Below are 24,684 nucleotides of genomic sequence, written 5' to 3' on the forward strand. Positions count from 1 at the left end.
CTCCCGAAGTTTTCGGGAGATTTTTTATTATTTCTTCGTTTTAGAAACCTGTTCTATCAATGTATATTTGATGGAAGAAGCATCTGCCGGAGGATTATCGATTTTTTCTGTTTTTACTTTTAAAACATATTCGTAACCCGGCTCATATGTGAATCCTTCGATATTGCTGTAAAAATTAGTCCAGCTTTCAGAAGCATTTTCCTTTACCTGCATACATTTCATACGTCCCGCTCCTGCGGAGCAATCTACCGTCTGTGGTCCTACAATAAGTGTTTTTTCGTTGGCTGCCATTCCTGCTTTTTTCGTTTTAGAAACCTGCTTTACCAAGGTGTATTTTATAGAAGATCCGTCAGCTGGAGGATTGGCAATTTTTTCTGTTTTTACCTTTAAAACATATTCATAACCCGGCTCATACGTAAATCCTTCAATATTGCTGTAAAAATTGGTCCAGTTTCCAGCAGCATTTTCCTTTACCTGCAGACATTTCATAGGAGCTACTCCTGTACAATTGGCTGTTTGTGGTCCTACGATGAACGTTTTTTCATCGCCAGCGGATGCACCGGCTGTTGTTGTACATTGCGTCATTGCAAATAATGCTAATGCGGGTGCTGCCCCTTTTAGAATTGTTGCTATACTTTTCATAAACTTGATTTTTCCCATACCTCGCAATTACTATGCCGAAATTGGCTTTCCTCAATTTGTAGTACTTCTGCTATTGCTTTTTATTTTTTTAATCATTTAATTTGAATTTATTAAAATGCTAGCCAAAAAATAAATACTAAAATACATATGAATAATCAAATGCAAGTTGAAAATTACAGGATTCAAAAACCTGAAATGTGGGCAGGAAATATTGGAGATCAGGAAATAATAGACCTGATCAAAGACTCCGAGTTTGCCAAAAGACAAATTGATGAAGGCCGGGATTACTGCTACTTTTTAGATAAAAAATACTATACAAGCAATACAGAAAACAGTGAGTATGTCTGCATGGCATATACCCTGAACGAACCGGGGAATCTGGAGAGGGCCTCCGCTTCTGATGTGATTGTTGAAGAAAATGAAGTTTATCAGATTCATAGGATCAGTGTTTTGAGAGAGGGGGTGCTGATAGACAAAATTCCGGATACTAATATTAAAGTTCTTGACAGCGAAAATCAAAGCAGCGGAGGGGTGCTGAGCAGTAATAAAAAGATCAATATTACGATTAAAGATCTCAGGCTGTATGATGTATTGATCTTAGAAGATTCAAGGATTAAAGAATTTACGGACCGCGATTTTCTCAGAAAAGAATTCTCAAAATATGTATGGGTAAGTCCTGATAATTATTGGGCATATGGCAGTTTTAAGTTTACTTTTATCAATGATCGTGAGCAGGCTATTGCCTACAAAAAAACATTTTTCAGAGATGAGCAGGGCAATGTTCTGGAACCGGAAACTAATCTTTTGAAAAAAGGAGAGAGGTTTGTGATTGAAGAGCAGAATTATATCAATCCTGTAGATTCCGGGCGTGAGATTTTTCCTTATATAGATTTTGCTACAGATAGCAACTGGAAAGATCTGTCTAATTATATTGTTCCTATTTATGAGGAGATTTTTAATGCCTCTTCTTTAAAGGATTTTGCTCCGAACCTGATTGAAAAATTAGATGCTATTGCTGATCAGGATGAGAAACTTCAGTTTGCAATAGAATATGTTCAGAACCATGTTTACTATATCTTCAATGCTGATGAAATGAATGGGCATAAGCCACAGGAGCCTTCAGTAACCTACGAAAACAAGCAGGGAGATTGTAAAGCGAAATCAGTTTTGCTAAAAGTAATCCTTGATTATATAGGGGTAGAAGCGTCTGTAGTGCTGGTGAATTTCAATACAGATTATTATATCAAATATTATCTGCCTTCCCTTTTAAACTTCAATCATGTTGTGGTAAAAGTAAATTACAAAGGGCAGGAATATTTCATTGATGCGACGATTCGTGATGAATTCGGATTGATAGAAAACAGAGGGTTCATGTTTTTTATGCATTATCTTGAAGTGAAAAAAGATCAGGAGCTGCAGGTGAGAAAACCTTATAAATTTCCTTATTTCTGTATTAATGAAAAAATAGATTTCAATGTCCAGGGGACTACAGGAAAGTTTATGCTGTCAACTACTTATAAAGGAAACAGGGCCAATGCCATGAGAAGGTATTTTAAAAGTACCAATAAAAGAGAAATTATAGACAGCTGGAACAGCTTCCTTTTCTATGCACTTAATTATTCCAGTGACAGAAACGGTACAGATGTACGAAGCGTATTCAAAGATGCCGCCATTGACGTGGTGAGTGATGACAAAAGGCTGAATGAGGTTAAGATTCAATATACTGCTATTGTTGATAACCCTTATTATGTAGATCCAGAAAAAAACCGTTTCCTGATGTACTTTGACCGGAATGTAGTGAAGGCAAGTGCCAGGGATTTTATGCATGAAGATTTACCATTCTGGCATAATTTCGACAGTGAGAGATATGAAATTAACCTGCATACGGATCAGAAAATTGATACAGATGAAAAATATACTATTCAGGAAAGTACCATTGCGAATCCGTATTTTGACTATAAAAGCCGTAAAAAGGTGAACAAGAATGGAGCAAGCGTATCTATTGAACACCATCCTCTGATCAATACTGAAATTCCGAAAAGTGAGTTTGAAAAGTTCAGAACCGACCATCATACCGTTGCAGACAGTAATTTCGGACTGGGAATTGACATTATAGAACCAGGTTTGATGAACAGGCTTAAATTCAGTTTTAAGAAAAAATTTAAATAAAATTCAGTTTAAAGTTCGATGTTTCAGCGGGCGGCGAAGCCGCCCGCTGAAACATCTTATTCTAATTGTTATATTCGTTTAATCCCCAAAAAGACACAAAATCATTTATGTATAAGATATTTTTTCTTACCTCTTTTGCTGTATTTTCTCCTTTCATCAATGCACAGAAATTAACCAAAGAAAATGTTACCGGATTCTGGAAACTGAAAGAAGCTGGGTTTTATGAAAATAAAAAGAAAGTGATAAAACAATTTGATAACTGCCGTTTGATGCGGAATTATGCGATTAGAGAAGATGGTTTTGCTGTTTATAATTATGTAGAAGGAAGTACTGGTGATTGCAGCCCATCTGAACCTAGACTTTCTTTTTGGAGAATTGTAGAAAACAGAATCCAGTTTTATGCAGATGAGCAAAATATCCTCGAAGAGGTAGAAGTGACATTGAATAAAGATAATACCATGACTTTTTCAACCTATAATCCTACACGGATCAAAGTAGATGGTGATGCTCTTGCTGAAAAAATGGTAAACACTGTTCATTACGATATTCTTGAAAAAAAATACTGATTATAAATAATAGACTTTCTGATCTATGAATTATGTAACGATAATATATCTTCTGAATCTTATACTGTATGCAGTCTATTTTTTTGGAAGAACAGGAAGTGAGGTTGCTATGTCCGGCTTAGATTATGCCGTTTCGGGGATTTTATCTCTTTTTTTAATCTTTGCCGGATATCTGAATGCAAAGAAAGGAATGATCTACAGGACCGTTCTGTGGATGTTTTTTGTGAATGTTTTCCTGTTGATCTGCTCAGGCTTGTTTGATCAGTTTGGAAATGATTTCAATATCCTGTCTACGGGCAATAGTGATAGTTTTCTTTTTACCCTGGCGCTTATTGTTTATAATGGGTATTTGTTTCCTTTAACGGTCATTCTTGAGGGCTCTGGTCTATCATTGGTATTCCCGGTGATGCTGTCACTTATTTTGCCTTCACTGGGATATCTGATAGGGAAGAAGCTTTATCCAGGCAAGCAAAATTCCACTGAGTTGTAGTCATTGTGAACCGAAGATGAAGCAATCTCAATAGAAAAGTGGAGGTTGGAAAACGCAATGGCGCTAAGTTTTTTTCAAGCTAAATGTCTTTAAGGCGTAAGAATTTTATCTCCGATAAAATTAAAAACTGCCTGTTTTTTGATCTCTCGCAGATTGAGCAAATGCTTGTGAAAAAATCTGGGAAATCTCCATAATCTGCGAGAAAAATAATAACGTATCATTTGCTTAAAATCTAAGATTTTCTTTCGCCTTAAAATATACTCAAAGTATGAAGTTCCTGCGTCTTTTCGTTTCCCAACACCCAGTACTTTTTGTATATAAGAGACAAGAAAAAAAAATTAAGGCTGTTCCTGCTTCTGAGGTCGATTGCCAGCCCCAAAGAATTTCTGTTTACCAATAAGCAATTCGAAAAACAATCTGAAATCTGAAATTAAAGACCATAAAGGATATTTAAAAGTAGCCGGTTTGTTTCTTTCAATCACAGCATGACTGAACCAGGCAAAGCCGTAGCCTACAATCGGAATATACCATAGAAACCTTTCCTTTCCGGAGCTGATGACATACCATATAACGAAAAATACGAGAAAAGTTCCGATAAAATGAAAAATTCGGGTTCCTGTTTTACTGTGTTCTGTAAGATAAAACTGATAAAACTCTTTGTAGGTTTTGATTCTTTCAGCCATGGTCGTCTAGTTTATTGATTATATTGTAGTTAAAGCAATAATTCTGCCGATTTTGTAATAAGAGATAAAAAGAAAAAGGCAAAATCGCAAATCAGTCTCTCCATTGGGTTTAACTTTTTTGCCATTTTGCCTTTCGCAGTTGTGCTAATTATTCCTTAGCTATTCCTTAATTCTTTTCCAAGTTTACTGTTTTTGTAGCCATAGCAGAAGTAAATCACCATGCCAATGAGGAACCACATTCCGAACCAGAACCAGTTTTCATGGCTCATTCCGGTGAGAAGATACAAACATGAGCTTAATCCAACCAATGGAATCAATGATAAGTTCTTGATAAAAGCAACTACACATAAGACCAAATTGATGATAATAAAGAAGAAAATAGATGCTCTGAATTCTCCTTCTTTAGGATCTGACCAATTCATCAGATTATCAAAAAATTCTGGCTGCCATTTATAAAATACAAGTAATGCACCAATGAAAACAATAGGGAAAATGATTTTACCATTCACATAAGGAAGGTGAAATCTGCCCTTTATTTTTTCTTTAGCAGGAAGAAGAAGTACCCCTGCACATACCAATACGAATGCGAAAATAGTTCCGATGCTTGTAAAATCCAGAATAAATGTTTTATCGGTAAACAAGATAGGAATACCTACTACAATTCCGGTAACGACAGTTGCATAGGATGGTGTTTTATATTTAGGATGTACCTTCTGAAACCTTGCAGGCATCAGCCCATCACGGCTCATTGCATACCAGATTCTCGGCTGTCCCATCTGGAACACCAATAGTACAGTGGTAATGGCAACGATGGCAACGAAAGAAACCACAAGTTCCATCCAGGCTACATTAGCATTGGTTTTTTCAAATATGAATGAAAGCGGATCTCCCACACCATCAAATTTCTTGTAATCTACCATTCCTGTTAATACAAGTGTCAATGCAATATAGATCACAGTACACAGTACAAGAGAGATGATCATTCCTTTTGGTAGGGTTTTTTGCGGATCTTTGGTCTCTTCAGAAAGCACACTTAAGGCATCAAACCCAATGTAGGCGAAGAATACTCCGGATACAGCACTCATTACTCCGGCGAAGCCATTCGGCATGAAGGAAGGTGTTCCGGTTGTAGGGCTAATAGGGGTCCAATTTTCAGTACTGACATACGCACATCCCACAAAAATTACCAGTATAATCACTGCTAGTTTTAAGATAACCAGCGAGTTGTTGAAGTTTTTACTTTCTTTTACCCCTACATAGCAAAGCCATGTTATCAAACCATTAATCACTAAAGCCGGAATGTCTACGATGAATTTCAAGCTTCCAATCAATGGAGCCGTGTTCCATGCATTCAACAGTTCTTTATTCTCTGAACCATATTGAACGGCTTTTCTAGCTTCCGTATAGCTGCAGGTAAGGTAATCTGGAATATGCATCCCGAGGCGTCCCAGGAAACTGGTGAAATAATCTGACCAGGAAAAGGCTACATAAATATTCCCAAAAGAATACTCCATAATCAGGGCCCAGCCGATTATCCAGGCGATCAGTTCTCCAAAACTGGCATAAGCATAGGTATAGGCAGAACCTGCGGTTGGAATTCTGCTGGCAAATTCAGCATAGCATAAAGCGGTAAATCCACAGGCAAAACCACAAATCAAATATAGAAGGATAACACCCGGGCCACCTCTGAAAACGGCTTCCCCCAGACTGCTGAAACTCCCAGCTCCAATAATAGCCGCAATACCAAAAAATACGATGTCCCATACCCCTAAGACTCTTAAAAGTCCTGTTGAAGTATCTGTATCTGAATAGATTTTTCTTCTAAAAAGTTGACTCATTCAATAACTATATTTGATTTGAAAAAAAGCAAATGTAATGATTTTTTATTTTGATGTTAACAGTTGTTAAAAACATTTGAATAAAAATAGTTTACCGGAAATCTTTAATCCTTATAAACAGGTATTTCCACATAACTGTCGTTGTACCATTTTATTTCCAGAGGCTCACCAGCATCTTTTACAGTTTCATCACTTACATTTTTTCCTGTACCATGATTGACCTGCCAGTTCTTATTTTTATTAACCCCTACCAATAAGACCAGTTTACTTCCCTTTTCTATTTTTTTGCTCATGAAAAATGAGTTTTTGATCGGGATCTTCTCCTTTTTGCCAGGCTTAAGCAGATGACGTTTGGAATTGTTTTTTGCATAGCTGGCTCGGGTAAGATGCGTAGATAATAAAAATGTCTTACCATCCGGCTGTACCTGATATAATGAGGTTTTGGGATCAAAATCCTTCTTGTTGATGGAAACGTTGAATATTCCGGATAAATTACCGCTTACTATAACATCTCTGTCCAGAATTTCACTTTCAAAGTAAAGAGAATTAGTTACATACACACTATCCTGTTTGCTTACTGTATGATAAAGATATTTCGGTTTTCTGTCTTTAAAATCAATGGTCTGTTTGGTAAATTGTTCAGTTCCGGGTTTTTCAAAAACCGAAGAATCGTTTTTACGATCCTGAAGGTAAAATTTAAGAGAAGACGAGTGCATTTTATCAAGAGTAGGAACATGTTTCCATGTATTGCTGTTCATAATCTGAAAATTGACTTTATCTTTCAGAAGTTCGGGTTTTTTGCCATCCTTCAGAATATAATCGAACCATGAAAAAGCAAGTTTATCAATACTTATTCTGGCTACAGGATCTATGAGTAGATTTCCATAGCCGTAAACATAAACATAATTGTATCCATAGCTTTGAGCTGCTGCATGATCATAAGGTCCTATCACTAAATAGTGATTAGGGTTTTTGTTGTATTTGTGATGTTCTTTATAATAGTATAATGCTCCGATCTGATCAGCATCATAATAGCCTGTAGTCGTTAAAACCGGAATGTTTATTTTGGCAAAATCTTTTTTATAAGGAACCATATTTTGCCAGTATTTATCATAACCAGGATGATCCAGCCATCTTTGGAATATTTTATTGGGTTTCCCGCTTAAAGAATCCAAGGCTCTGAATGATCTGCCACTTTTGTACCATGCTGTATTGATAGAATCCCATTTTGTATCATTATTAAAGCTTATTTCATCAGTCAGCTTATTATTGGTGACATAGTGAATCCATTGGATCATATAGGCCTTGAATACATTATTTTGATCAGGATAATCTATTCCGATTCCTACCGAAACCTGAGGTACAATGGTTTTCAAAGCAGGGTGTAGTTTTTTGGCAGCTGCCCATTGGCTGAATCCTAAATAACTTCCGCCTATCATTCCTACTTTACCATTGCTCCACGGTTGTTTGCTTACCCAGTCTATTACTTCATAAAGATCCTGTGCTTCATCTTCAAACGGATTATTGGGGTCATTGCTGTCTCTTTTTCCGCGGGTGTTAACCACAGCTCCTACGTAATTGTAAACTGCCGCTCTTTTCCCCATTCCTGCATCTACAAGTTCTCCGGCATAAATATTATTGGTAAGAATAACGGGAAGAGGAGACGTGTTTTCTTTTTTTCGTACAATCGTAATGGTGAGTTTTGTTCCTTTTTTTAAAGTAAGGATTTGGGTTTCGATAATGAATTTTTCCTGCTCCTTTGCTCTAAACAGCTGCATAATCTGGGGCTTGATGCTTGAGTGGGTCTTATAATTGACATAGTTTTTACATAAAGCCAGAGCGGAAGAATAGTCTATACTGTCCTTATCTTTTTGTTTGTCAAGTGCTGCTTTCAGTGTTTTTTTATGCACTTTTACATCTGAATCAATATCCAGAGTAGCCCCTACTTTGGCAGTCAGCGGCTCGGATAAACTTTCATATTTTGTAGCAAAGGCGGCTTGAAGAGCATCGGGAAACAAAATTTTTTTATCCTTTTCCATCAGCTTGGCCATACTGTAGATTTCATAAGCAAGATATTTGTTCCCTGCCATGTTATGATCTGCATATTCCTTACGGTAATCAGCTAAACTTGCAATAGAATTTTTGTAATCCTTCGCAGCGAGCTGTAAACGAAACAGATTATCTAAAAATGTGAGCGGATACTTCGGTTTGTTTTTAGGAGATTGATATTCAGTAATTACCTTTAAAGCAAGTTCGGGGATTTGTTTTTCCAAAATTACAGAATCTGTTACTGCTGCTTTCGGAAAGTAAAACTTCTGGGCCTGCATTAGATTGACAAAAAATAATGCTAAAAGTATTTTAAATTTCATTAATGTTATGTTTTGAGCTTCTGATGAAAAGTATCCCATCAAACTCAATTGGTTATTTTTTAGCGGACTAAATTAAGAATTTTTATCATTAAAGTATGAAATGATTTCGTTGTTGTTTTATCATATAAAGTCTGCTAAAATCTGCTCAAACAAAGGTTTTTTTTACTCTTTATAAACAGGGATTTCCACATAGCTGTCATTGTACCATTTTATCTCAAGAGGTTCCCCGGAATCGTTTATCGTTTCGTCACTTACATCCTTGCCTGATCCATAATTGATCTGCCAGTTAGGGTTTTTATTAACCCCTACCAATAAAAGCAGTTTACTTCCTTTTTCTATTTTTTTGCTCATAAAATAAGAGTTGTTAATCGGAATTTGTTCCATTTTATTCGGTTCAAGGAGTTGTCGTTTTTCATTATTCTTCGCATAGCTGGCTCTCACAATATGAGTAGATAGTAAATAGGTTTTTCCATCCGGTGAAAGCTGGTACAGATAAGTATCCGTATCAAAGTCTTTTTTGTTGATGGAAATATTAAAGGTTCCGGACAGATTTCCGCTGATAATTATGTCTTTATCAAGAACTTCGCTTTCAAAAGCAACAGAATGAGTCATTTTTATACTATCTTTTTTGCTGACTTTGTAGTAAATGTCTTTCTGGTCTCTGTTTTTAAAATCAACAATCTGAGTTGTGAAGTTTTTAGTCTCAGGCTTATTAAATACCGAAGCCGTGTTTTTCTTGTCCTGAAGGTAGAACTTCACGGAAGAAGTATGCATCTTGTCAAGATCAGCCACATGTTTCCAGGTATTGGTATTCATCACCTGAAAATTGATTTTATCTTTTAAAATTTCCGGTTTTTTACCTCCTTTAAGAATATAATCAAACCATGAAAAAGCAAGATCATCGATACTTATTCTGGCTGCCGGATCAATAGGATTGCCATTCACATAAGTAAATCCGAAACTTTGTGCCCCTCCATGATTGTAAGGACCTATGACCAGATAATGATTTGCATTTTTGTTGTATTGGTGATGTTGCTTAAAATAATAGAGTGCACCAATCTGATCATCATCATAATATCCTGTCGTGGTTAGGATAGGAATATTGATTTTGGAAAAATCCTCTTTGTAAGGAACCATTTTTTGCCAATACTGATCGTATCCAGGATGATCCAGCCATCGTTGGAATATTTTGCTGGGTTTTCCGCTTATCGTATCTAAAGATCTGAATGACCTACCGCTCTTATACCATTTTGTATTGATAGAATCCCATTTTACGGCGTTGGCAAAATCTTTTTCATCAGTAAATTTGTTATTGGTCACATACTGTATCCATTGCAGCATATAGCTCATGAAGATATTATTCTGAGCAGGATAATCAATCCCGATTCCTACTGCAACCTGTGGTACGATAGTCTTTAATGCCGGATGCAGTTTTTTTACTGCCGCCCACTGGCTGAAACCCAGATAGCTTCCGCCGATCATTCCGACTTTTCCGTCAGACCATGGCTGTTTGCTTACCCAGTCTATCACTTCAAAGATGTCTTCCGACTCATGCTCAAAAGGATTGTTTACATTATTACTGTTCCTTTTACCTCGGGTATTGACAATTGCTCCTACATAATTATAAACAGCTGCTCTCTTTCCAAAGAGTTCATCAAACGAACCTGCATAGATATTATTGGTAAGAATAACAGGAAGTGGGGAAGTATTTCCCTTTTTTCTAACAATGGTAATCGTTAAGGTATTTCCGTTTTTTATCTTAAGATCTTTGGTTTCAATGATGAATCTCTCTTTGTCTTTTGATGCCAGTAATTCTATAACCTGAGGTTTGATGCTGGCATACGTCTTATAATTGATATAAGATTTGCATAGCGCAAGGGCTGTTTTGTAATCAATACTGTCTTTGTCTTTTTGCTTATCCAGTACTTTTTTCAGTTGTTTTCTGAATTCTGCCACGTCTCCATCAAGGACAAGTTTAAGTCTGGGAGTCAGCTTTTCCGGAAGGCTTTCATATTTTTGAGTAAAGACTTTCTGAAGAGCATTGGAAAAGGAACTATTGTTTTCCTTTTGTGCCATTTTAGCCATACTGTACAATTCAAATCCCATCAATCTATAGCCAGCCATATTGTGATCGGCAAACAGATTTCGGTTTTCGGAAAGAGAGGCAATCGATTTTTTATAATCTTGCGTAGCCATCTGCAAACGGAAAAGGTTGTCCATAAGGTCAATATTATTTTCCGGTTTGTACTTTGCAGATTGAAGGAGCGGAATCACTTGCTGAGCGAGTCCCGGAATCTGTTTTTCCAATGTAACAGAGTCTGTTACAGCGGTCTTTGGAAAGTAAAACTTTTGTGCCTGTATCAGGTTTACAAAAATTAATGCTAAAAGTATCTTAAATTTCATGTGATGGTGTGTTTATGGTATGTTTTTAGCTGTTGTTCAGAAAGTATCAAACTTAAATATGTTTTTGATAACTATTTATTAAAATTGTTTACATTTTATCAGACGAAAGTAGTAAATTTTATCATTGAACAGTGAGAAAATTTTCATTGTTGTAAAATCACTATTTATCACCATTAAGTTTGTTAAAACTTGCTTAAACAATAAGTTTTTAATATTTTCGTTAACTTATTTAGACTAATATTCTTATATCAAGAAGAATGAAATCAAAAAAAATACTCTTAGCGGCTGCAGTAATTTATTTCGGAATCTCCGATGCTCAACAGTCCCAATATTTTACCCAGAAAGAAAACTACAGGTTCAATCTAGCCGAAAATCTTTATCAGACCAAAATATACAATGCTTCTCAATACGAATATGCAAGACAATATTTCTACAATCAGAATTTGTCCCGTTCGAAAAAGGAAGCTGCGCAGTTTTTTGATAATGTAATCGGTGTGATTCTTCAGAAAAATCATGCTGAAGAAGGGTTAACAGCTTTCATGAAAGAATACCCGAATTCTGCTTATTTTGCACAGGCTAATCTTCCGTTGGCAGATTACTACTTAGCGAAAAAAGATTTTGAAAAAGCGTTGGAGACTTTGAAAAAAGTAAATCAGTACCAACTTTCGAAAGAGGAAAATACACAGTATATTCTGAAGCTTGGATATGCAAAATTCATGATGGGTGACTCTAAGGGAGCAACGGATGCTCTGGAAGAAGCCTATAAAACAGCAGATCAGTCCCAAAAGGGAGATATCGCTTATATGCTGGGGCATTTATATTACAGCAACAGACAAAATGATAAAGCTTTCCAGTATTTTGATTCTATAAAGGATCAGGATAAGTTCTCTAAGCTTGTACGTCCTTATTATGTACAGATGTACTATAATGATAAGAACTACGATCAGGCAATTACGGAAGGAACCGCTCTATTGAAAGAAAATATTTCTGACTCTTATAAAGCGGAAGTTCATAAGATCATCGGAGAGAGTTATTTTATGAAAAATGACTATACTTCTGCCTATCCACATTTGAAAGATTATCTGAGCGTACAGCAAAATCCATCTGAAAACGATTTGTATGAGATGGGATTTGTGGCTGCACAGTTAAAAAAATATGATGAAGCGGTTTCTTATTACAACCAGCTTCTTAACAGCAATTCGGCTTTGGCACAGAATGCTTATTATCAGTTAGGAAATGCATACCTGGCAGTAGATAAAAAGCAGGAGGCTCTTTCTGCATTCCGTTCTTCTTACCAGATGGATTATGATGCGAAAGTGAAAAAACTGGCTCATGAGCAGTATGCTAAGTTAAGTTACGATATCGGTAACCCTTTTGAAAGTCCTTCAGCAGTTATCCAAAGTTATATCAACGATAACCAGAACGGAGCCAATGCTTCAGAAATGAGGTCACTACTCGTGAAATCATATCTGTACTCCGGAAATTATAAAGAAACTCTGAACGCGATTGACAAATTGCAGAGTTCTACTCCTGACATCAACAAGGTGGATCAGGAAGTTTCTTATTTATTAGGGACTGAAGAATTCAACAAAGGAAATTATGATGAGGCTGAGAAATATTTCTTAAGAAGTCTTGGTTTTAATATCAATAAAGAATTCAACAGCAGGGCTTTATATTGGCTGGCTCAGGTATATTACCAGAAAGGAAATTATCCGTCTGCCATTGTTCGATATGAAAAGCTTCTTACTGAAAGCTTCCCTGAAAAACAACAGCTGCCTTATGATTTAGGGTATGCTTACTTTAAATCCAAAAAATTTGATCAGGCTGCTACCTACTTCAAGCAGTATCTTACCAATCCGAAACCGGAATTTAAAAATGATGCAGAGCTTCGTTTGGCAGATATCCATTATGCCAATAATGATCTGAATGAAGCGATTGCTATCTATGATAAAAATGAAGATGCAACGGATTATACTGTCTATCAAAAAGCGATGGCTTTAGGATTTAAAGGAGATACACAGGCGAAGATCACTAACCTTAAAAACCTTTTATCGAAATATCCGGATTCCGAATATTACGATGATGCCCAATATGAAATAGGAACAGCATATGCTGCTCAGGATGACTTTGCCAATTCGAATGATTATTTCGGAAAAGTGATTAAATCATCATCAGACAAAGACCTGATCGCTAATGCTTCCATTTACAGAGCACAAAACTATATCGATCAGAACCAGAGTGACAAAGCACTTTCTGAGTTGAAGTCTTTGGGCGAACAGTATAAAAATACGGCGTATGCTCAGAAGATCGTTCAGGCGGCAAAACCTATCTTCACGAAAAACGGAGACGTTTCCGGATATGAAGCTTTTGCTAGAAATATCGGGGTGAATGTAGATGCTGCTGAAATTGATGAGATCAACTTATCTACCGGAAAACAATACTTCTCGAAGAAAGATTATAAGAACGCTATTTCTTACTACGAAAAGTACCTGACCCAAAACCCAACAGGGGAAGGATTGTATCAGGCGAAGTATGAATTGGGAGAAAGTTATTATCAGACTAATAATTCAACTAAAGCTTTACTTGTACTTCAGGAAGTAGCTGGAATTCAGAACGATTACCAGGATGATGCACAAACTCGTTTAGCTCAAATATTTATTGCACAAGGGAATACTGCGGAAGCGAAAAAGTATCTTGAAGGCATTAAAAATTCTTCCGATATCAGCATTAAAAACTATGCGAATGTGGAGCTGATGAAACTGTACGCTGAAGAAAAGAACTTCTCTGAAGCTGAAAAATTAGCCAATGCAGTGATCGCTAATTCTAAAAACTCAGCAGCAGTAATTGAAACGGCGAAAGTCATTAAAGCAAGAAGTCTGATGAACTCAGGAAAAGATAAAGACGCACAGTCTGCTTATGTTTCTCTTGAAAAATCATCCAATACTTCAGTAGCTGCAGAAGCTTTGTATGCGAAAGCATATTATCAGAATAAAGGAAAAGCATTTAAGTCTTCTAATGAAACGATCTTTAAGCTTGCCAATAACTATGCTTCGGAAGAATTCTGGGGAGCAAAAGCCTTGGTATTGATGGCCAAAAACTATATCGGCCTGAAAGATAACTACCAGGCAAGTTATACATGCGACCAGATCATTGCGAACTATAAGGATTTCCCTGAAATCGTTGCAGAAGCAAAAGAAGTTAAAAAACAAATTAAGAAATAGTACATGAAGGTTTTTAAAATTGCCCTATATTCTTTTTTAATTTCTGCTTCTCTTTGGAGTTGCATTCCTTCATACAGTGCATATCCTAAAGAGTATAACCATGCGAAAGCTGAGTTTCCAAAACAAAAGGCTTTTGTAGTAAATAAAGAGCTTAAGAAAGAATTTGAGATTTTAAAACATTCTGATATTTATGAAATCGTAGAAGACAGTACCCATGCAGCTAAAATAACCCTGCATCCGATGCTGACGCGTACTCCTCCATGCGGAAATCCTATGATTGGAAGTATGCTTACAGTCGGATTACTGCCTTCGGGATTTCCGTACGACATTGCTTACAGTTATAATGTAGCTGAGAACAGTACAACGAAAAATTATCAATACAAATTACAAGTTTATCAAAGCCTTTGGCTGTTTAATATATTCAGACTAGGGAAAACTTTTTCAAAACAGTCAGGGAAAGCTTTATTAGGCAGTTATATTGCTTCCAATAAATAAAAACCCGGTATATATTTTTTTCAAATAAAGAAAATATGAACAAGAAAATTCAAATATTATCCATATTATTTTTAGGGGTTTCGTCGGTGGCGTTTTCCCAGATCAAGGAGGAAAAACTGGTTCTTAACAAAAAAAGAGAACCCGAAGTGAAGAAGATCGAGAAGAAGAAGACTTCTGTGGAAACTATCAAAAATTATCCACCGGAAGAGAAATCGCAGACTCCTGTGAAATACACCATCACAGATGTTCCTGCTGTTTCTGATTTCAAAACTTCAACCATTCAAGGAGAGGACGTAGCTCCAAAATTTGATGGAACTGCCCAGAATAATTACCTCCAGTTTGGAATGGGTAATTACGGAAAAATATTATTGGATGGAAACATATCCAAAACCCTTGAAAATAAGTTCGAAGTAGGAGCGGATGTTCATGTACTTTCTACGAATGGTCTTAAAAAAGAGTATGACTGGAAATCCGGGCAGACTTCAGCGACTATCGGAGCTTTCTTAAACTCTTACGGAGAAAAAGGAAAATTCAATATCAATGCTGAATATGGTTTAGACAACTATAATTATTATGGGATCTATGCCATGCAGCCTACCGGTGAACTTGATCTTAAGCAAAAGGTGAATCAGTTTAAAGTAAACGGGTACTATGATTTTTACTCCAATGAAATCTTAAATGATGTAAGGGTAAAATCATCATTCCTGAAAGATCATTTTGATGCTTCGGAAAACCAGGTTTCCATTTTGGCTAATTTCTCCAAGCATGCTGTTGAATTAGGAAAATCAGGAATCAATCTGAATGCTGACCTGGGAGTAGGATTGGACGCTGTGAAGACTGATTTTGCGATCAGAGATAAAAATTCTTCCAATTTCTTCAATACAAACCTGACTCCAAAAGTAACGTTCAGAAAAGGAGACTCTTATTTGATGTTAGGATCTTCATTCTCTTTCCTGAATGCTAAAAATTCTAACGATCAGCTGGAACAGCAAAAAAATAATAAAGCGTATTGGTTTCCTCAGGCAGAATTCCAGTTTGCGGCTGCTAAAGAATTCAAATTCTATGGTGGGGTAGACGGAGGTCTGAAACTGAATGCGTATGGAGATATGCTGCAGGCGAATCCATTCATCCTTTCTGACCAGTTTTTAAAGCCTACAGAGACGAAATATCATTTTTATGTAGGATTAAGAGGGGATATCGATGAAACGCTGAAATATGACTTCTCTGCAGGGTACGGAAAGATGAGAGATATTATGTTCTTTAAGGCTAACGGTCTTTTTGATAATAATTCTGTTAACCGTTCTGCATACAACTTTGCCAATACATTCTCTGCTGTATATGATGACGGAAATGTAAGCGATATCAAAGGAAGTGTACAGTATTTCCCATTAGAAAACCTGATTTTAGACGGAGAATTAAGATTTACAAAATACGATCTTAAGAATTACGACAATATTTATAACGTTCCGTTGTTCAATGCGAGCATTGGGGCAAAATATACAATGCTTGACAAAAAGTTATTGTTAGGATTCAAAGGAATCTTTGCAAGTGACAGAACGACAAACTCTTTTGCAATTGAAGGAGCAGGATCTCCGGTAATCTACCAGTCTACGGAGAATACAAACGATAAAGTAGGGGGTTACGCTGATTTAAATCTTTCTGCAGAGTATAAAATTCACAAAAACTTCAGTGTTTTTGCACTCGGAAATAACCTTCTAAGCTCAAAATACCAGACCTACAAAGGCTATAAAGTCCTGGGTGCACAGATTTTGGGAGGAGTGAAAATTACGTTCTAAACTTTAAAATATTTCAATAAAACAGAAACCTTACATTTAAGGATGTAAGGTTTTTTTATGATGTTGATGTGAGTTTATTCTGATCAGAAAACGGTATGTTTTATCAGCGCAGAGCTTCTGCCGGATACTTTTTCTATTTTTAAGAGAAGTAAATAGACATACATCCGCCATGTAATTTATTAATTACCATTATTTGTCTTTAACAGTTGGTAAAACATCATTTAATAAGGTAACCAGCACTTTTCCGGGTTCTTCCCAAGGAATTAAATGTGCTGAATTTTCAAACCAGATTCCTTTTTTTACAGGAGCTTTTACATTTTGTAACCATGTATTTGTGGGTTCAGAAGGAGTTGTGAAATCATGACGTCCCATGAACATAAAAACCGGGATAGGAAATTTTTTTACGGTTTTGAAATCAACGTTTAAAAACTCCGGTAAAAGTTTTTTCAATGTAAAAAGACTTCCGCCGCCAAGGGCATCAAGATCCTTTTCAGAATATTCTGAGAAGAGGAGAGGTGCCTGGAAATAATACCTTGAATTATTTCTGAAAGCCGTTAAACCACCATAATATTGCGGCCATTTCCTTGCAATAATAATTCTCTCCCGTGTAACCGGCTGATTTCCGGGATAGGGTGCGATAGATTTCAATTCTTTTATGGCGGTTTCATTTTTTAAACGGGTTGCTTCTTTTAAAGCAAATTCCACGCTTAAACGCTCATTATCTTTAGTATTGATAATCTGACCTATTCCAACATAGGAATAGAAAAGATCTGGTCTTTTTAAGGCAGCATTCATGGAAACAATAGTTCCCCAACTGTGGCCCATCAATATCACTTTTTTCTTATTGTATTTTTTCTGAATATATTCCGTCAGCTGAATCACATCTTTTACATATTGGTCAATATGTATGGTTTTCCCCAAAGTAACAGTATCATTAGTAGCGTAGGTTTTTCCTGCTGCTCTCTGGTCATAATTAACTACCGTAAAATACTCTTCAATGGGTCGCTGAAACATCCACATAACCGGAGCTACCGGAGAGGCAGGGCCTCCGTGAACAAACAGTATAATTGGATTTTCTTTATTCTGTCCTCTTACATATACCTGCTGTTTTATACCTTCTATGGTAACAGGATAGCTTTCCTGAATCCCATTGGGGGAAACAATGGAGTCGAGATCCTTAATGATTTCTTTAGCTTTGGCATACTCATCATTGGATGGGGTATTCTGTGCAAAAAATACAGCTGTCCAGAAAAACAGAAAGGCTGATAATATTTTAATTCTCATAATTTTTGATCTTTGAAATGTGCTTTATATTTATGATATGAGTCTGAAGTTTATTTTGAATGTTACATATTTTGTTTTTTAAACATCTGAACTTTAAATGTTTGCTCTTTTTCTTCATAATATTCCTCATTGATCGGGTTGCAAAAAGATAATCTACTTATCAATGATTTTGTAATTAAACTTTTGCAGGCTTTATAAATTGTAAAAAAATCAGTATTTTCGCAGTCGAAATCATAACAATGGTATTTTGAGATGACTCATTATTTATTGTTTTATGAACACGGCTGCATAGTTTAATGGATAGAACTTTGGATTTCGGCTCCAACAGTGAGGGTTCGAATCCTTCTGCGGTCACTTAAGGAGACAACTATTTTTTAGTTGTCTCTTTTTTATAGCCATAAATATCTCTTTATCAAATCCTTATAATCTGACTTTTTGTGTTCGACATTTTAAGCGTAAAATACTTGGCCTGTTTGAAATAAACAGTCTAAAAGTGCCACAATGGGCTTGTAATCTACAATCATTAAGTGTTCGAAATCTCCTTAATGTTTGAACTTTTTCTTTCTTCTGATTTGTTGTGATTTTTTGCTATTAAATATAGTAATTCTAATATAATTTTAGTTTCATCATCGCTTACCAAGATCTCATTTTTAGCCAAAATAATAATTGCTTGTTCTACTGAAACATTTCTATCAGTGAAATTTATTTTTTCCAATATTTTTTTGTTGCTTTTTTTTGAGAATATTTTTGAGAATGCATGATTTAAACCTAAAGAGAGACTTCCTGTTTTATAATCAATATCAATCGGAGGAATAAGATCCACCAGATGTTTTTTATCCGAAATATCAAACTCTGAAAAATTTTGAAAAATTTTGACTAATGCTTTATCCTTTATTTGATTATTGTTATCAATAGCTTTTAATTTATTATAAATATTACGGCTTTCCATTTTAAGGTTTTTTGTATTGACTTGATTCTCTTTTTTTAATTCGTTATAATCATCAATTTTTAAAATTCCGGCTATAAGTAATTTTCTACCTTTAGAAAGAGTTAAATTCTCCTCTTTTATTTTTCTTTCTACTAAGTATTGAGTGTGTAAATAAGTTGTCTTCTGAGTCTTTATATTCTGATCTTCCAATATTTTCTTAAATAATTCAATACAACTATTTGATAGTATTAATTCTTGAAGTTTATTTTGATAACAATCATTAAGTAAAACTGCGCCAATCCTAATACTGCAACCACTATTGCAATGGTAGTAGGGATATCTTTTCCGCTTACCTTTTGAAAAACTCCCAGTAAGTTTTTGGCCACAAACAGGACAAGTCAAAAAGCCTCTAAGGAAAAACATTGCTCTTAAATCATCTCTTTTAGCCGTAATTTTTCTTTCTGTATTAATCACAGACTGTACCTGATAAAATAATGACTCTGAAATCAAGGGCTCATGTAGTCCCGGGATAATTTGATTTTCATTAGAGTTATGCTTTATTAATATATGCCCACAATAAACTGGATTACGCAAGACTCTGAAAAAATACGATCTTGAACATATAAGTCCTTTATCATTAGCTATTCTATTAATTTCAGATATTTTATGGTCATTCATAGCAACTTGATTGAAAGCCCATTTTATAATTTCGGCTTCAGGCTCTTTAGGAACAATAGTTTTTTTTCCATCCATTAATGTTACATTGAGGAAACCTATTGGAGCATTATCAGGATATCGTCCCATTAATTTTGCCCGACGAATGCCATTTGAAACATTTTGAGATCTCCGAGTATTTTCTGCTTCTGGAAAAGCTAAATGTAGAGCTTGCAAAATTATATTTTCTGGCACAGATAAATCAATGTATTGATCAATTGCCATTGGTGTCGTTTTATATTTTCGTAGTTTTCCAATCATTTCATAAGCATATTCGATATTTCGACTAAATCGATCCCATTTTATAAATAATATGTTCTTATCTTCTATTGGTTTCTTTTTAATTTCGGAGAATAATTCTTTCCATTTAGGCCTATTAAAATTTTTAGCAGAGTAGTCATCGCGATAAATTCCTTTGACTTCAATATTGTTATATTTACAATATTTCAGTAATCGATCTTCCTGATCAGGCAATGAGTAACCTTTTCTTTTCTGTTCGTCAGTACTTACTCTGACGTATAAGTAAGCTGTTTTTATAAATGTGACGTAATTAATATCTAATTTAAAAACATTTAAGTTAGGTGTTTATACATCGTCCATACACTACAGACCAAATAATGAAACTAACAAGAATTTTTAATGATACTCATGAAAGTGTTTTATAGACTCTGTTTGAGAGTATCATTGTCGAATAGTTTAATTAGATTTCCAACAGCGTCAACATCTTCGAAATGTATAGCAACAGGAATTACTTCATATCCTAATAAAGAAGAAGTTTTAACTCGATGACGGCCGTCCTCAAATTCAATTTTTTTCTCAAATGCGTTGAAATGTATTTTTGGCGGATCAAGATATTCTTTACTGATCCAATGTTGTATGATTCTATATATTCTTTGATTATTATTACTTTTAATATTCTCGGGAAGGAATAACGATGTCATATCTATCTCTCTAAAATTAGAATTTTTAAGCAGTTCCTCGGTTCTTACAAAATGTATTTTAAAAATACCTTCTTCCGAAAGTAAGTCAGAAGCTTTTATAGAAGAACTGTTTTCATTAACTGCCCAGTAAGGTTTAGGTGCCAATAATATTATTTCCTCAACCGTTTTTACTAAGAATTCTTTTATTAAATCAGCCATAATCAAAGGTAATAATTCTTATCAAGAATCATTTCCGTATTAATATTGTCCCAAAAAACTTTTTTTTCTTTCCCACTCTGCGTATTCAAGATAGTGACCGATTTTATCATTTATAAGACGTTTAATAGGAAGCAGAGAAATACCTAGAGATGACCTGCCCACAATAGATAATATATTTCTCCATTCGGCAGCATTGATGTCCCCAAAACTGACATCACCTCTTACTACAGTCCCTCCATTACCTATCCAGTAAATCTGTTCAAATAACTTTACATCTTGTGTAAAGGTTAGGAATAATAAGATTATTTGCTCAAATAATTCTTTGAATGAATTTCTGACAATATTAATCAACAGATTCATACGATCCTGATTTTCATAATTATCAATACAATACTTTCTCAAAAAAGTAGCTGCTCTTTCACGATGCAGAATATCTATATTCTCAAAAAACACGTTGCAATCATGTGTTCCAACTGCAATAAGATAACTTTCTTTAGAAGCGAAATGGTCTAAGGTCTTTGATAATGAGGACTCAATATCTTTAATCTGCCAAATGAGCTTTAATTTTTTATTGTTTCCTGAATTCTTGTTATTATCATCTTTATAAAAGTAGTCAGTGTAATCCGTAAGAAAGCTTGTATCTTGTTGCAGTATGTTCAAAAATATTTTACCATTATAATCATAAAGACGATGAATTTTACTTTGCTGAATAAATAGCTTTTTGACTAATTCTAAATCATTATTTATTAACTCCAGACTTTCTTCAAGAAAGTTTGTTTGAACTATAATTTTGATGTTTTCTAACTCGTCTTTTTCTGCTATAATGTTAATGAGTTTATGGAAAATTGTAGAGTCTATTCTCAAAAACTTGTGCAAGTATTCAAAGTAGATGTAAGTTCTTTCACTTATCTTTCTAATACTATCAATAAGTCTTTTAATATAGGAATGGTTAATTAATGAATCATCTAAATAATAGAAGTAAGATACTTCCCAAGATGCTTGATGTTGATATTTCTCTTCGGTTATTATACTCCAAAGGGAAACGCTCTCTTTTTCATTTTTAAGATTATTTTGAAAAATATTTATTGGTATGTAGCCTACTGAGTTATCGTCTTTAATAATTTCCTTTAAAACAGCAAGGCCGAGCTCTTTATTATGTTTGTAGTTTTCATCAACCACAAAATCCAAAGATTTATTATATTCGTAGTCATTTGCTGCTTGATCTTTTAAATATTTGAAAGTAGTATAAAACTTAGTTGCTTCTGATACATTACAAAATACAAATGAAGATCGAATTTCTTTTTCTTTTAATCGATCATATTCGCGATAATCCTCGTAATCATATCTTTCTTTGTCTCTAATTCTGTCCCAGTCTAATTTTAGATATGCTGTGTAAATGTCATTAGTATATTTATTCAATAGTCTACTGAATGCATCATTCTTGATTTTATGTTTTTTCCATAATCTGATTTGATTTTGAACATACCTACAATCGACAAATGATTCTGATTGCAAATGTTGCTCAATAATTTGAAGGACAAAGGGCATATCAAAAGTCATTAATTCCTTTGAAATCCCTGGATAAGGCTCTCCAAAGTTTAATAGTAAGCTTAAGGCCTGCTTAGGATAGCGACTGAAATATTGATTAAATGTAATCCAGATCTTTTCTCTAAGGTCTTGTATTTTTTTATCATTAGGTGTACGATAGATACGAGTTGTAACAATATCCTTATGAAATCCGTGAGATGTAAACTCAATTTTTAAGAATGTTTTTGACAACTCAAAAAATGCTGCAGCAAAAATGGTTTCATTTTTTTGTAATTTTTCAATCAGGAGTTCAAAAAGAATATTCTGTCTTAAAAAATCCCTTGATTCGTCCTCTCTATCGAAACCTATTACCTCTACTATTTTGTGAATAAGCTCTGGAAGGTGCTGTGGTTTCTTTTTAGCATACTCAAAACCTAATACTAAAGATTCTTTGAGATAATCGGTATTACGAAAAAAATGACCAAGAAGCTTTATTATTTTATTTTGATTGTATACAAAATCATTTGGTTCGTAGCTTACATTATATTGATCCAGTTCAGGATTTGGCAGAGGTTGAAGTGTTAGGTATATAAATTCAAGGGTCTGATTTTGAAGATAAAACCAAAAAGAGGACAAAAATTTAATCGCTTTTTCCTCTTCAGTGTTTTTAACTTTATTCCAGTATTTTACAAGTGAATCATACAATTTCTGCTTTATATGACTATGATTAAACATATTGTTAGCAGATATTACATTTTCATCAAACCTTTTTTGATGAGATTCAAAGTAGTTGTCAACCAGAATATCAAAAGATAATAGCTTGTCTTTGATAAATGTTCTATAAAAAAAATAAATTGCTAGATTTTGTTCACCTATTTTGACATGATTATGTTGGATTTCGACGAGTTCTAATCTGTCAAGTTTTTCTATGGCATGAAAAAAATCTGAATAACCAATATCAAAATGGTTGAGGATTGATTCTGTTATTTCTCTATCATGAAAAGGAATTGTGTGAAAAAAGGCTATTAGACCTAAACATTTAATGTTGAAATCATTCGAGAACTCTCCATTGTCTTTTATAAACGTGCTAAAATACATTTCAAACAACCCAGAAATATCATTTAACACATTAATATCTTTCTTAGCAATTGCCAACTGTGTTGCCATTATTGCAATTCTTGGGTTTCCATTAGCAATGTTAACGATAGTGTATAAATAATCGTGGTTCGTAATATTAAAAGGTTCAGTTTTAATAATATCTGTGATTTGTTCATCACTTAATTTTTGTAGATGTAATTTGTGAGGTAAAAAGTCAGTACATAAAAGTTTAAGACTTTCATAAGCGTAATCGCGAACTGTGCAAATAATTTTTAAATTTCCATTTCTTATTCCTTTATTAAAGCCTAAAATTTGGTTAAAAGCATCCATTCGGTTTGCATCATCTACAAAAAGTATGTAATCTTTATCATCATTAAAGTATTGATTTAAATCGTCTAATAATGAATGATGCTTATAAGAAATACAGAAAGACTGATATGACTTATTTTCAGTAACAAAATTCTTGATGCATTCTAAAACTAATTTCGTTTTACCAACGCCCGGAGCTCCAGTTAAAATAATAAAGTCATGCCTTAATATATCGGTTTTCAGTGTATACAGCTCTGATTCTCGATGTAAGAATGGGTTATCTAAAGAAGTTGCAATACTTTTAGAAGCTTTATTGTATTCATTTATGAATACATCCATTGATACGATCTGCCCGGTATCTAAAGTAATACCAAGGTAGTGGCTAGCCAGATCTCTATGCTGCAAGTGGAGTTCCATGGCTAAGGAATCTAAAGTGTTGATCGTAAGGTTGATATTTGTGTGTTCAAGAACTTTGTGTAACTTTTCAATTTCATTAGTCTTCAGTTTAAAGTTTACACATAAAATAATTTCTTCTATTTTTTCAGAACTAATTGTAGTTTTGGAATGATCGATACAATTCGAAATATCTTTTATCAATTTGTTGACTCCTTCTGAAATATTTGTGGAATATTCTACAAAAAGATATTTTTCGTTTGGGAGAAGTATTAATGTATCGGGGGTCCCTTTGATTGTTTTTTGTTTACCGTGCTGGCTTCCTGTTCTGGAAAAAGCTCTATATTTTGGATTTTTTCTCAGAAGAAAACTATCACACAGTTCCTGAAAAACTGTTTCGTTGATTTCTTTTAATGCATTCTCGATGGACTGTAGCCTACTCATTAGGTTTTTGGTTGAAATATGATTGTCAATTTAGCAATTTTTATTAATCACTTGATAAATTTTCCCCTTTAAAGTAACATAATAATCATAGATTGTTAGATAATAAATACAATGATTGAATTGATTTTCCTGATTAATTTAATGAAGCCTATTATAGTTATAAAATCAGATTTTTT

At 34.5% G+C, this 24,684-nt stretch carries 15 protein-coding genes and 1 tRNA gene; 7 read left to right on the forward strand and 9 right to left on the reverse strand.

What is annotated here, in order from left to right:
- Positions 1 to 27: 27 nt before the first annotated feature.
- Positions 28 to 642, reverse strand: a complete 615-nt coding sequence (locus AC07UM_RS14555; protein WP_494683835.1) for a DUF4377 domain-containing protein — start codon at positions 640 to 642, stop codon at positions 28 to 30.
- A 147-nt stretch (positions 643 to 789) separates the two neighbouring features.
- Between AC07UM_RS14555 and AC07UM_RS14560 the strand changes: the two genes are divergently transcribed.
- The 3 genes from AC07UM_RS14560 (at position 790) to AC07UM_RS14570 (ending at position 3,867) form a co-directional block, all read left to right on the forward strand.
- Positions 790 to 2,811, forward strand: coding sequence for a hypothetical protein (locus tag AC07UM_RS14560; RefSeq protein WP_494683836.1), 2,022 nt, complete (start codon positions 790 to 792; stop codon positions 2,809 to 2,811).
- A gap of 107 nt (positions 2,812 to 2,918) precedes the next feature.
- Positions 2,919 to 3,377, forward strand: coding sequence for a lipocalin-like domain-containing protein (locus AC07UM_RS14565; protein ID WP_494683837.1), 459 nt, complete (start codon positions 2,919 to 2,921; stop codon positions 3,375 to 3,377).
- A 25-nt stretch (positions 3,378 to 3,402) separates the two neighbouring features.
- The gene (locus tag AC07UM_RS14570; protein ID WP_494683838.1) at positions 3,403 to 3,867 is read left to right on the forward strand and encodes a hypothetical protein; all 465 of its coding nucleotides are present in this window, start codon (positions 3,403 to 3,405) and stop codon (positions 3,865 to 3,867) included.
- 338 nt (positions 3,868 to 4,205) lie between these two features.
- On the opposite strand, the gene AC07UM_RS14575 is transcribed toward AC07UM_RS14570, so the two are convergent.
- The 4 genes from AC07UM_RS14575 to AC07UM_RS14590 form a co-directional block, all read right to left on the reverse strand.
- On the reverse strand, positions 4,206 to 4,550 hold the full coding sequence (locus AC07UM_RS14575) for an Mpo1-like protein (protein WP_494683839.1): 345 nt from the start codon (positions 4,548 to 4,550) through the stop codon (positions 4,206 to 4,208).
- A gap of 155 nt (positions 4,551 to 4,705) precedes the next feature.
- On the reverse strand, positions 4,706 to 6,388 hold the full coding sequence (locus AC07UM_RS14580; RefSeq protein WP_494683840.1) for an APC family permease: 1,683 nt from the start codon (positions 6,386 to 6,388) through the stop codon (positions 4,706 to 4,708).
- A 104-nt stretch (positions 6,389 to 6,492) separates the two neighbouring features.
- Complete coding sequence (locus AC07UM_RS14585; RefSeq protein WP_494683841.1) at positions 6,493 to 8,757, reverse strand: CocE/NonD family hydrolase; 2,265 nt, start codon at positions 8,755 to 8,757, stop codon at positions 6,493 to 6,495.
- Between the two features lie 162 nt (positions 8,758 to 8,919).
- Complete coding sequence (locus AC07UM_RS14590) at positions 8,920 to 11,160, reverse strand: CocE/NonD family hydrolase (RefSeq protein WP_494683842.1); 2,241 nt, start codon at positions 11,158 to 11,160, stop codon at positions 8,920 to 8,922.
- Positions 11,161 to 11,417: 257 nt separating this feature from the next.
- Here AC07UM_RS14590 and AC07UM_RS14595 point away from each other — a divergent pair, with 257 nt between their 5' ends.
- The 3 genes from AC07UM_RS14595 to AC07UM_RS14605 are packed head-to-tail and all read left to right on the forward strand — an operon-like array spanning position 11,418 to position 16,672.
- Positions 11,418 to 14,381: a tetratricopeptide repeat protein gene (locus tag AC07UM_RS14595; protein WP_494683843.1), complete on the forward strand. Its 2,964-nt coding sequence runs from the start codon at positions 11,418 to 11,420 to the stop codon at positions 14,379 to 14,381.
- Positions 14,382 to 14,384: 3 nt separating this feature from the next.
- Positions 14,385 to 14,876: a hypothetical protein gene (locus tag AC07UM_RS14600; RefSeq protein WP_494683844.1), complete on the forward strand. Its 492-nt coding sequence runs from the start codon at positions 14,385 to 14,387 to the stop codon at positions 14,874 to 14,876.
- Between the two features lie 35 nt (positions 14,877 to 14,911).
- A complete protein-coding gene (locus tag AC07UM_RS14605; RefSeq protein WP_494683845.1) occupies positions 14,912 to 16,672 on the forward strand; it encodes a TonB-dependent receptor in 1,761 nt (586 codons plus the stop codon).
- Between the two features lie 189 nt (positions 16,673 to 16,861).
- Here the strand turns inward: AC07UM_RS14605 and AC07UM_RS14610 are convergent, their stop codons facing one another.
- On the reverse strand, positions 16,862 to 17,956 hold the full coding sequence (locus AC07UM_RS14610) for an alpha/beta hydrolase (RefSeq protein ID WP_494683846.1): 1,095 nt from the start codon (positions 17,954 to 17,956) through the stop codon (positions 16,862 to 16,864).
- A 282-nt stretch (positions 17,957 to 18,238) separates the two neighbouring features.
- Between AC07UM_RS14610 and AC07UM_RS14615 the strand changes: the two genes are divergently transcribed.
- A tRNA-Arg gene (locus AC07UM_RS14615) sits at positions 18,239 to 18,310 on the forward strand.
- Positions 18,311 to 18,479: 169 nt separating this feature from the next.
- Here the strand turns inward: AC07UM_RS14615 and AC07UM_RS14620 are convergent.
- The 3 genes from AC07UM_RS14620 to AC07UM_RS14630 form a co-directional block, all read right to left on the reverse strand.
- Complete coding sequence (locus AC07UM_RS14620) at positions 18,480 to 20,072, reverse strand: recombinase family protein (RefSeq protein ID WP_494683847.1); 1,593 nt, start codon at positions 20,070 to 20,072, stop codon at positions 18,480 to 18,482.
- Positions 20,073 to 20,257: 185 nt separating this feature from the next.
- The gene (locus AC07UM_RS14625) at positions 20,258 to 20,737 is read right to left on the reverse strand and encodes a hypothetical protein (protein ID WP_494683848.1); all 480 of its coding nucleotides are present in this window, start codon (positions 20,735 to 20,737) and stop codon (positions 20,258 to 20,260) included.
- Positions 20,738 to 20,776: 39 nt separating this feature from the next.
- A complete protein-coding gene (locus AC07UM_RS14630) occupies positions 20,777 to 24,508 on the reverse strand; it encodes an nSTAND3 domain-containing NTPase (RefSeq protein ID WP_494683849.1) in 3,732 nt (1,243 codons plus the stop codon).
- Between the last annotated feature and the right edge of the window lie 176 nt (positions 24,509 to 24,684).

This window comes from Chryseobacterium sp. GW821-FHT04C04 (genome assembly GCF_059420365.1).

Excerpts from the sequence above, each read along its gene's own strand:
- AC07UM_RS14555 (WP_494683835.1), bottom strand. The coding sequence starts at position 642 with ATGAAAAGTATAGCAACAATTCTAAAAGGGGCAGCACCCGCATTAGCA.
- AC07UM_RS14560 (WP_494683836.1), top strand. The coding sequence starts at position 790 with ATGAATAATCAAATGCAAGTTGAAAATTACAGGATTCAAAAACCTGAA.
- AC07UM_RS14565 (WP_494683837.1), top strand. The coding sequence starts at position 2,919 with ATGTATAAGATATTTTTTCTTACCTCTTTTGCTGTATTTTCTCCTTTC.
- AC07UM_RS14570 (WP_494683838.1), top strand. The coding sequence starts at position 3,403 with ATGAATTATGTAACGATAATATATCTTCTGAATCTTATACTGTATGCA.
- AC07UM_RS14575 (WP_494683839.1), bottom strand. The coding sequence starts at position 4,550 with ATGGCTGAAAGAATCAAAACCTACAAAGAGTTTTATCAGTTTTATCTT.
- AC07UM_RS14580 (WP_494683840.1), bottom strand. The coding sequence starts at position 6,388 with ATGAGTCAACTTTTTAGAAGAAAAATCTATTCAGATACAGATACTTCA.
- AC07UM_RS14585 (WP_494683841.1), bottom strand. The coding sequence starts at position 8,757 with ATGAAATTTAAAATACTTTTAGCATTATTTTTTGTCAATCTAATGCAG.
- AC07UM_RS14590 (WP_494683842.1), bottom strand. The coding sequence starts at position 11,160 with ATGAAATTTAAGATACTTTTAGCATTAATTTTTGTAAACCTGATACAG.
- AC07UM_RS14595 (WP_494683843.1), top strand. The coding sequence starts at position 11,418 with ATGAAATCAAAAAAAATACTCTTAGCGGCTGCAGTAATTTATTTCGGA.
- AC07UM_RS14600 (WP_494683844.1), top strand. The coding sequence starts at position 14,385 with ATGAAGGTTTTTAAAATTGCCCTATATTCTTTTTTAATTTCTGCTTCT.
- AC07UM_RS14605 (WP_494683845.1), top strand. The coding sequence starts at position 14,912 with ATGAACAAGAAAATTCAAATATTATCCATATTATTTTTAGGGGTTTCG.
- AC07UM_RS14610 (WP_494683846.1), bottom strand. The coding sequence starts at position 17,956 with ATGAGAATTAAAATATTATCAGCCTTTCTGTTTTTCTGGACAGCTGTA.
- AC07UM_RS14625 (WP_494683848.1), bottom strand. The coding sequence starts at position 20,737 with ATGGCTGATTTAATAAAAGAATTCTTAGTAAAAACGGTTGAGGAAATA.
- AC07UM_RS14630 (WP_494683849.1), bottom strand. The coding sequence starts at position 24,508 with ATGAGTAGGCTACAGTCCATCGAGAATGCATTAAAAGAAATCAACGAA.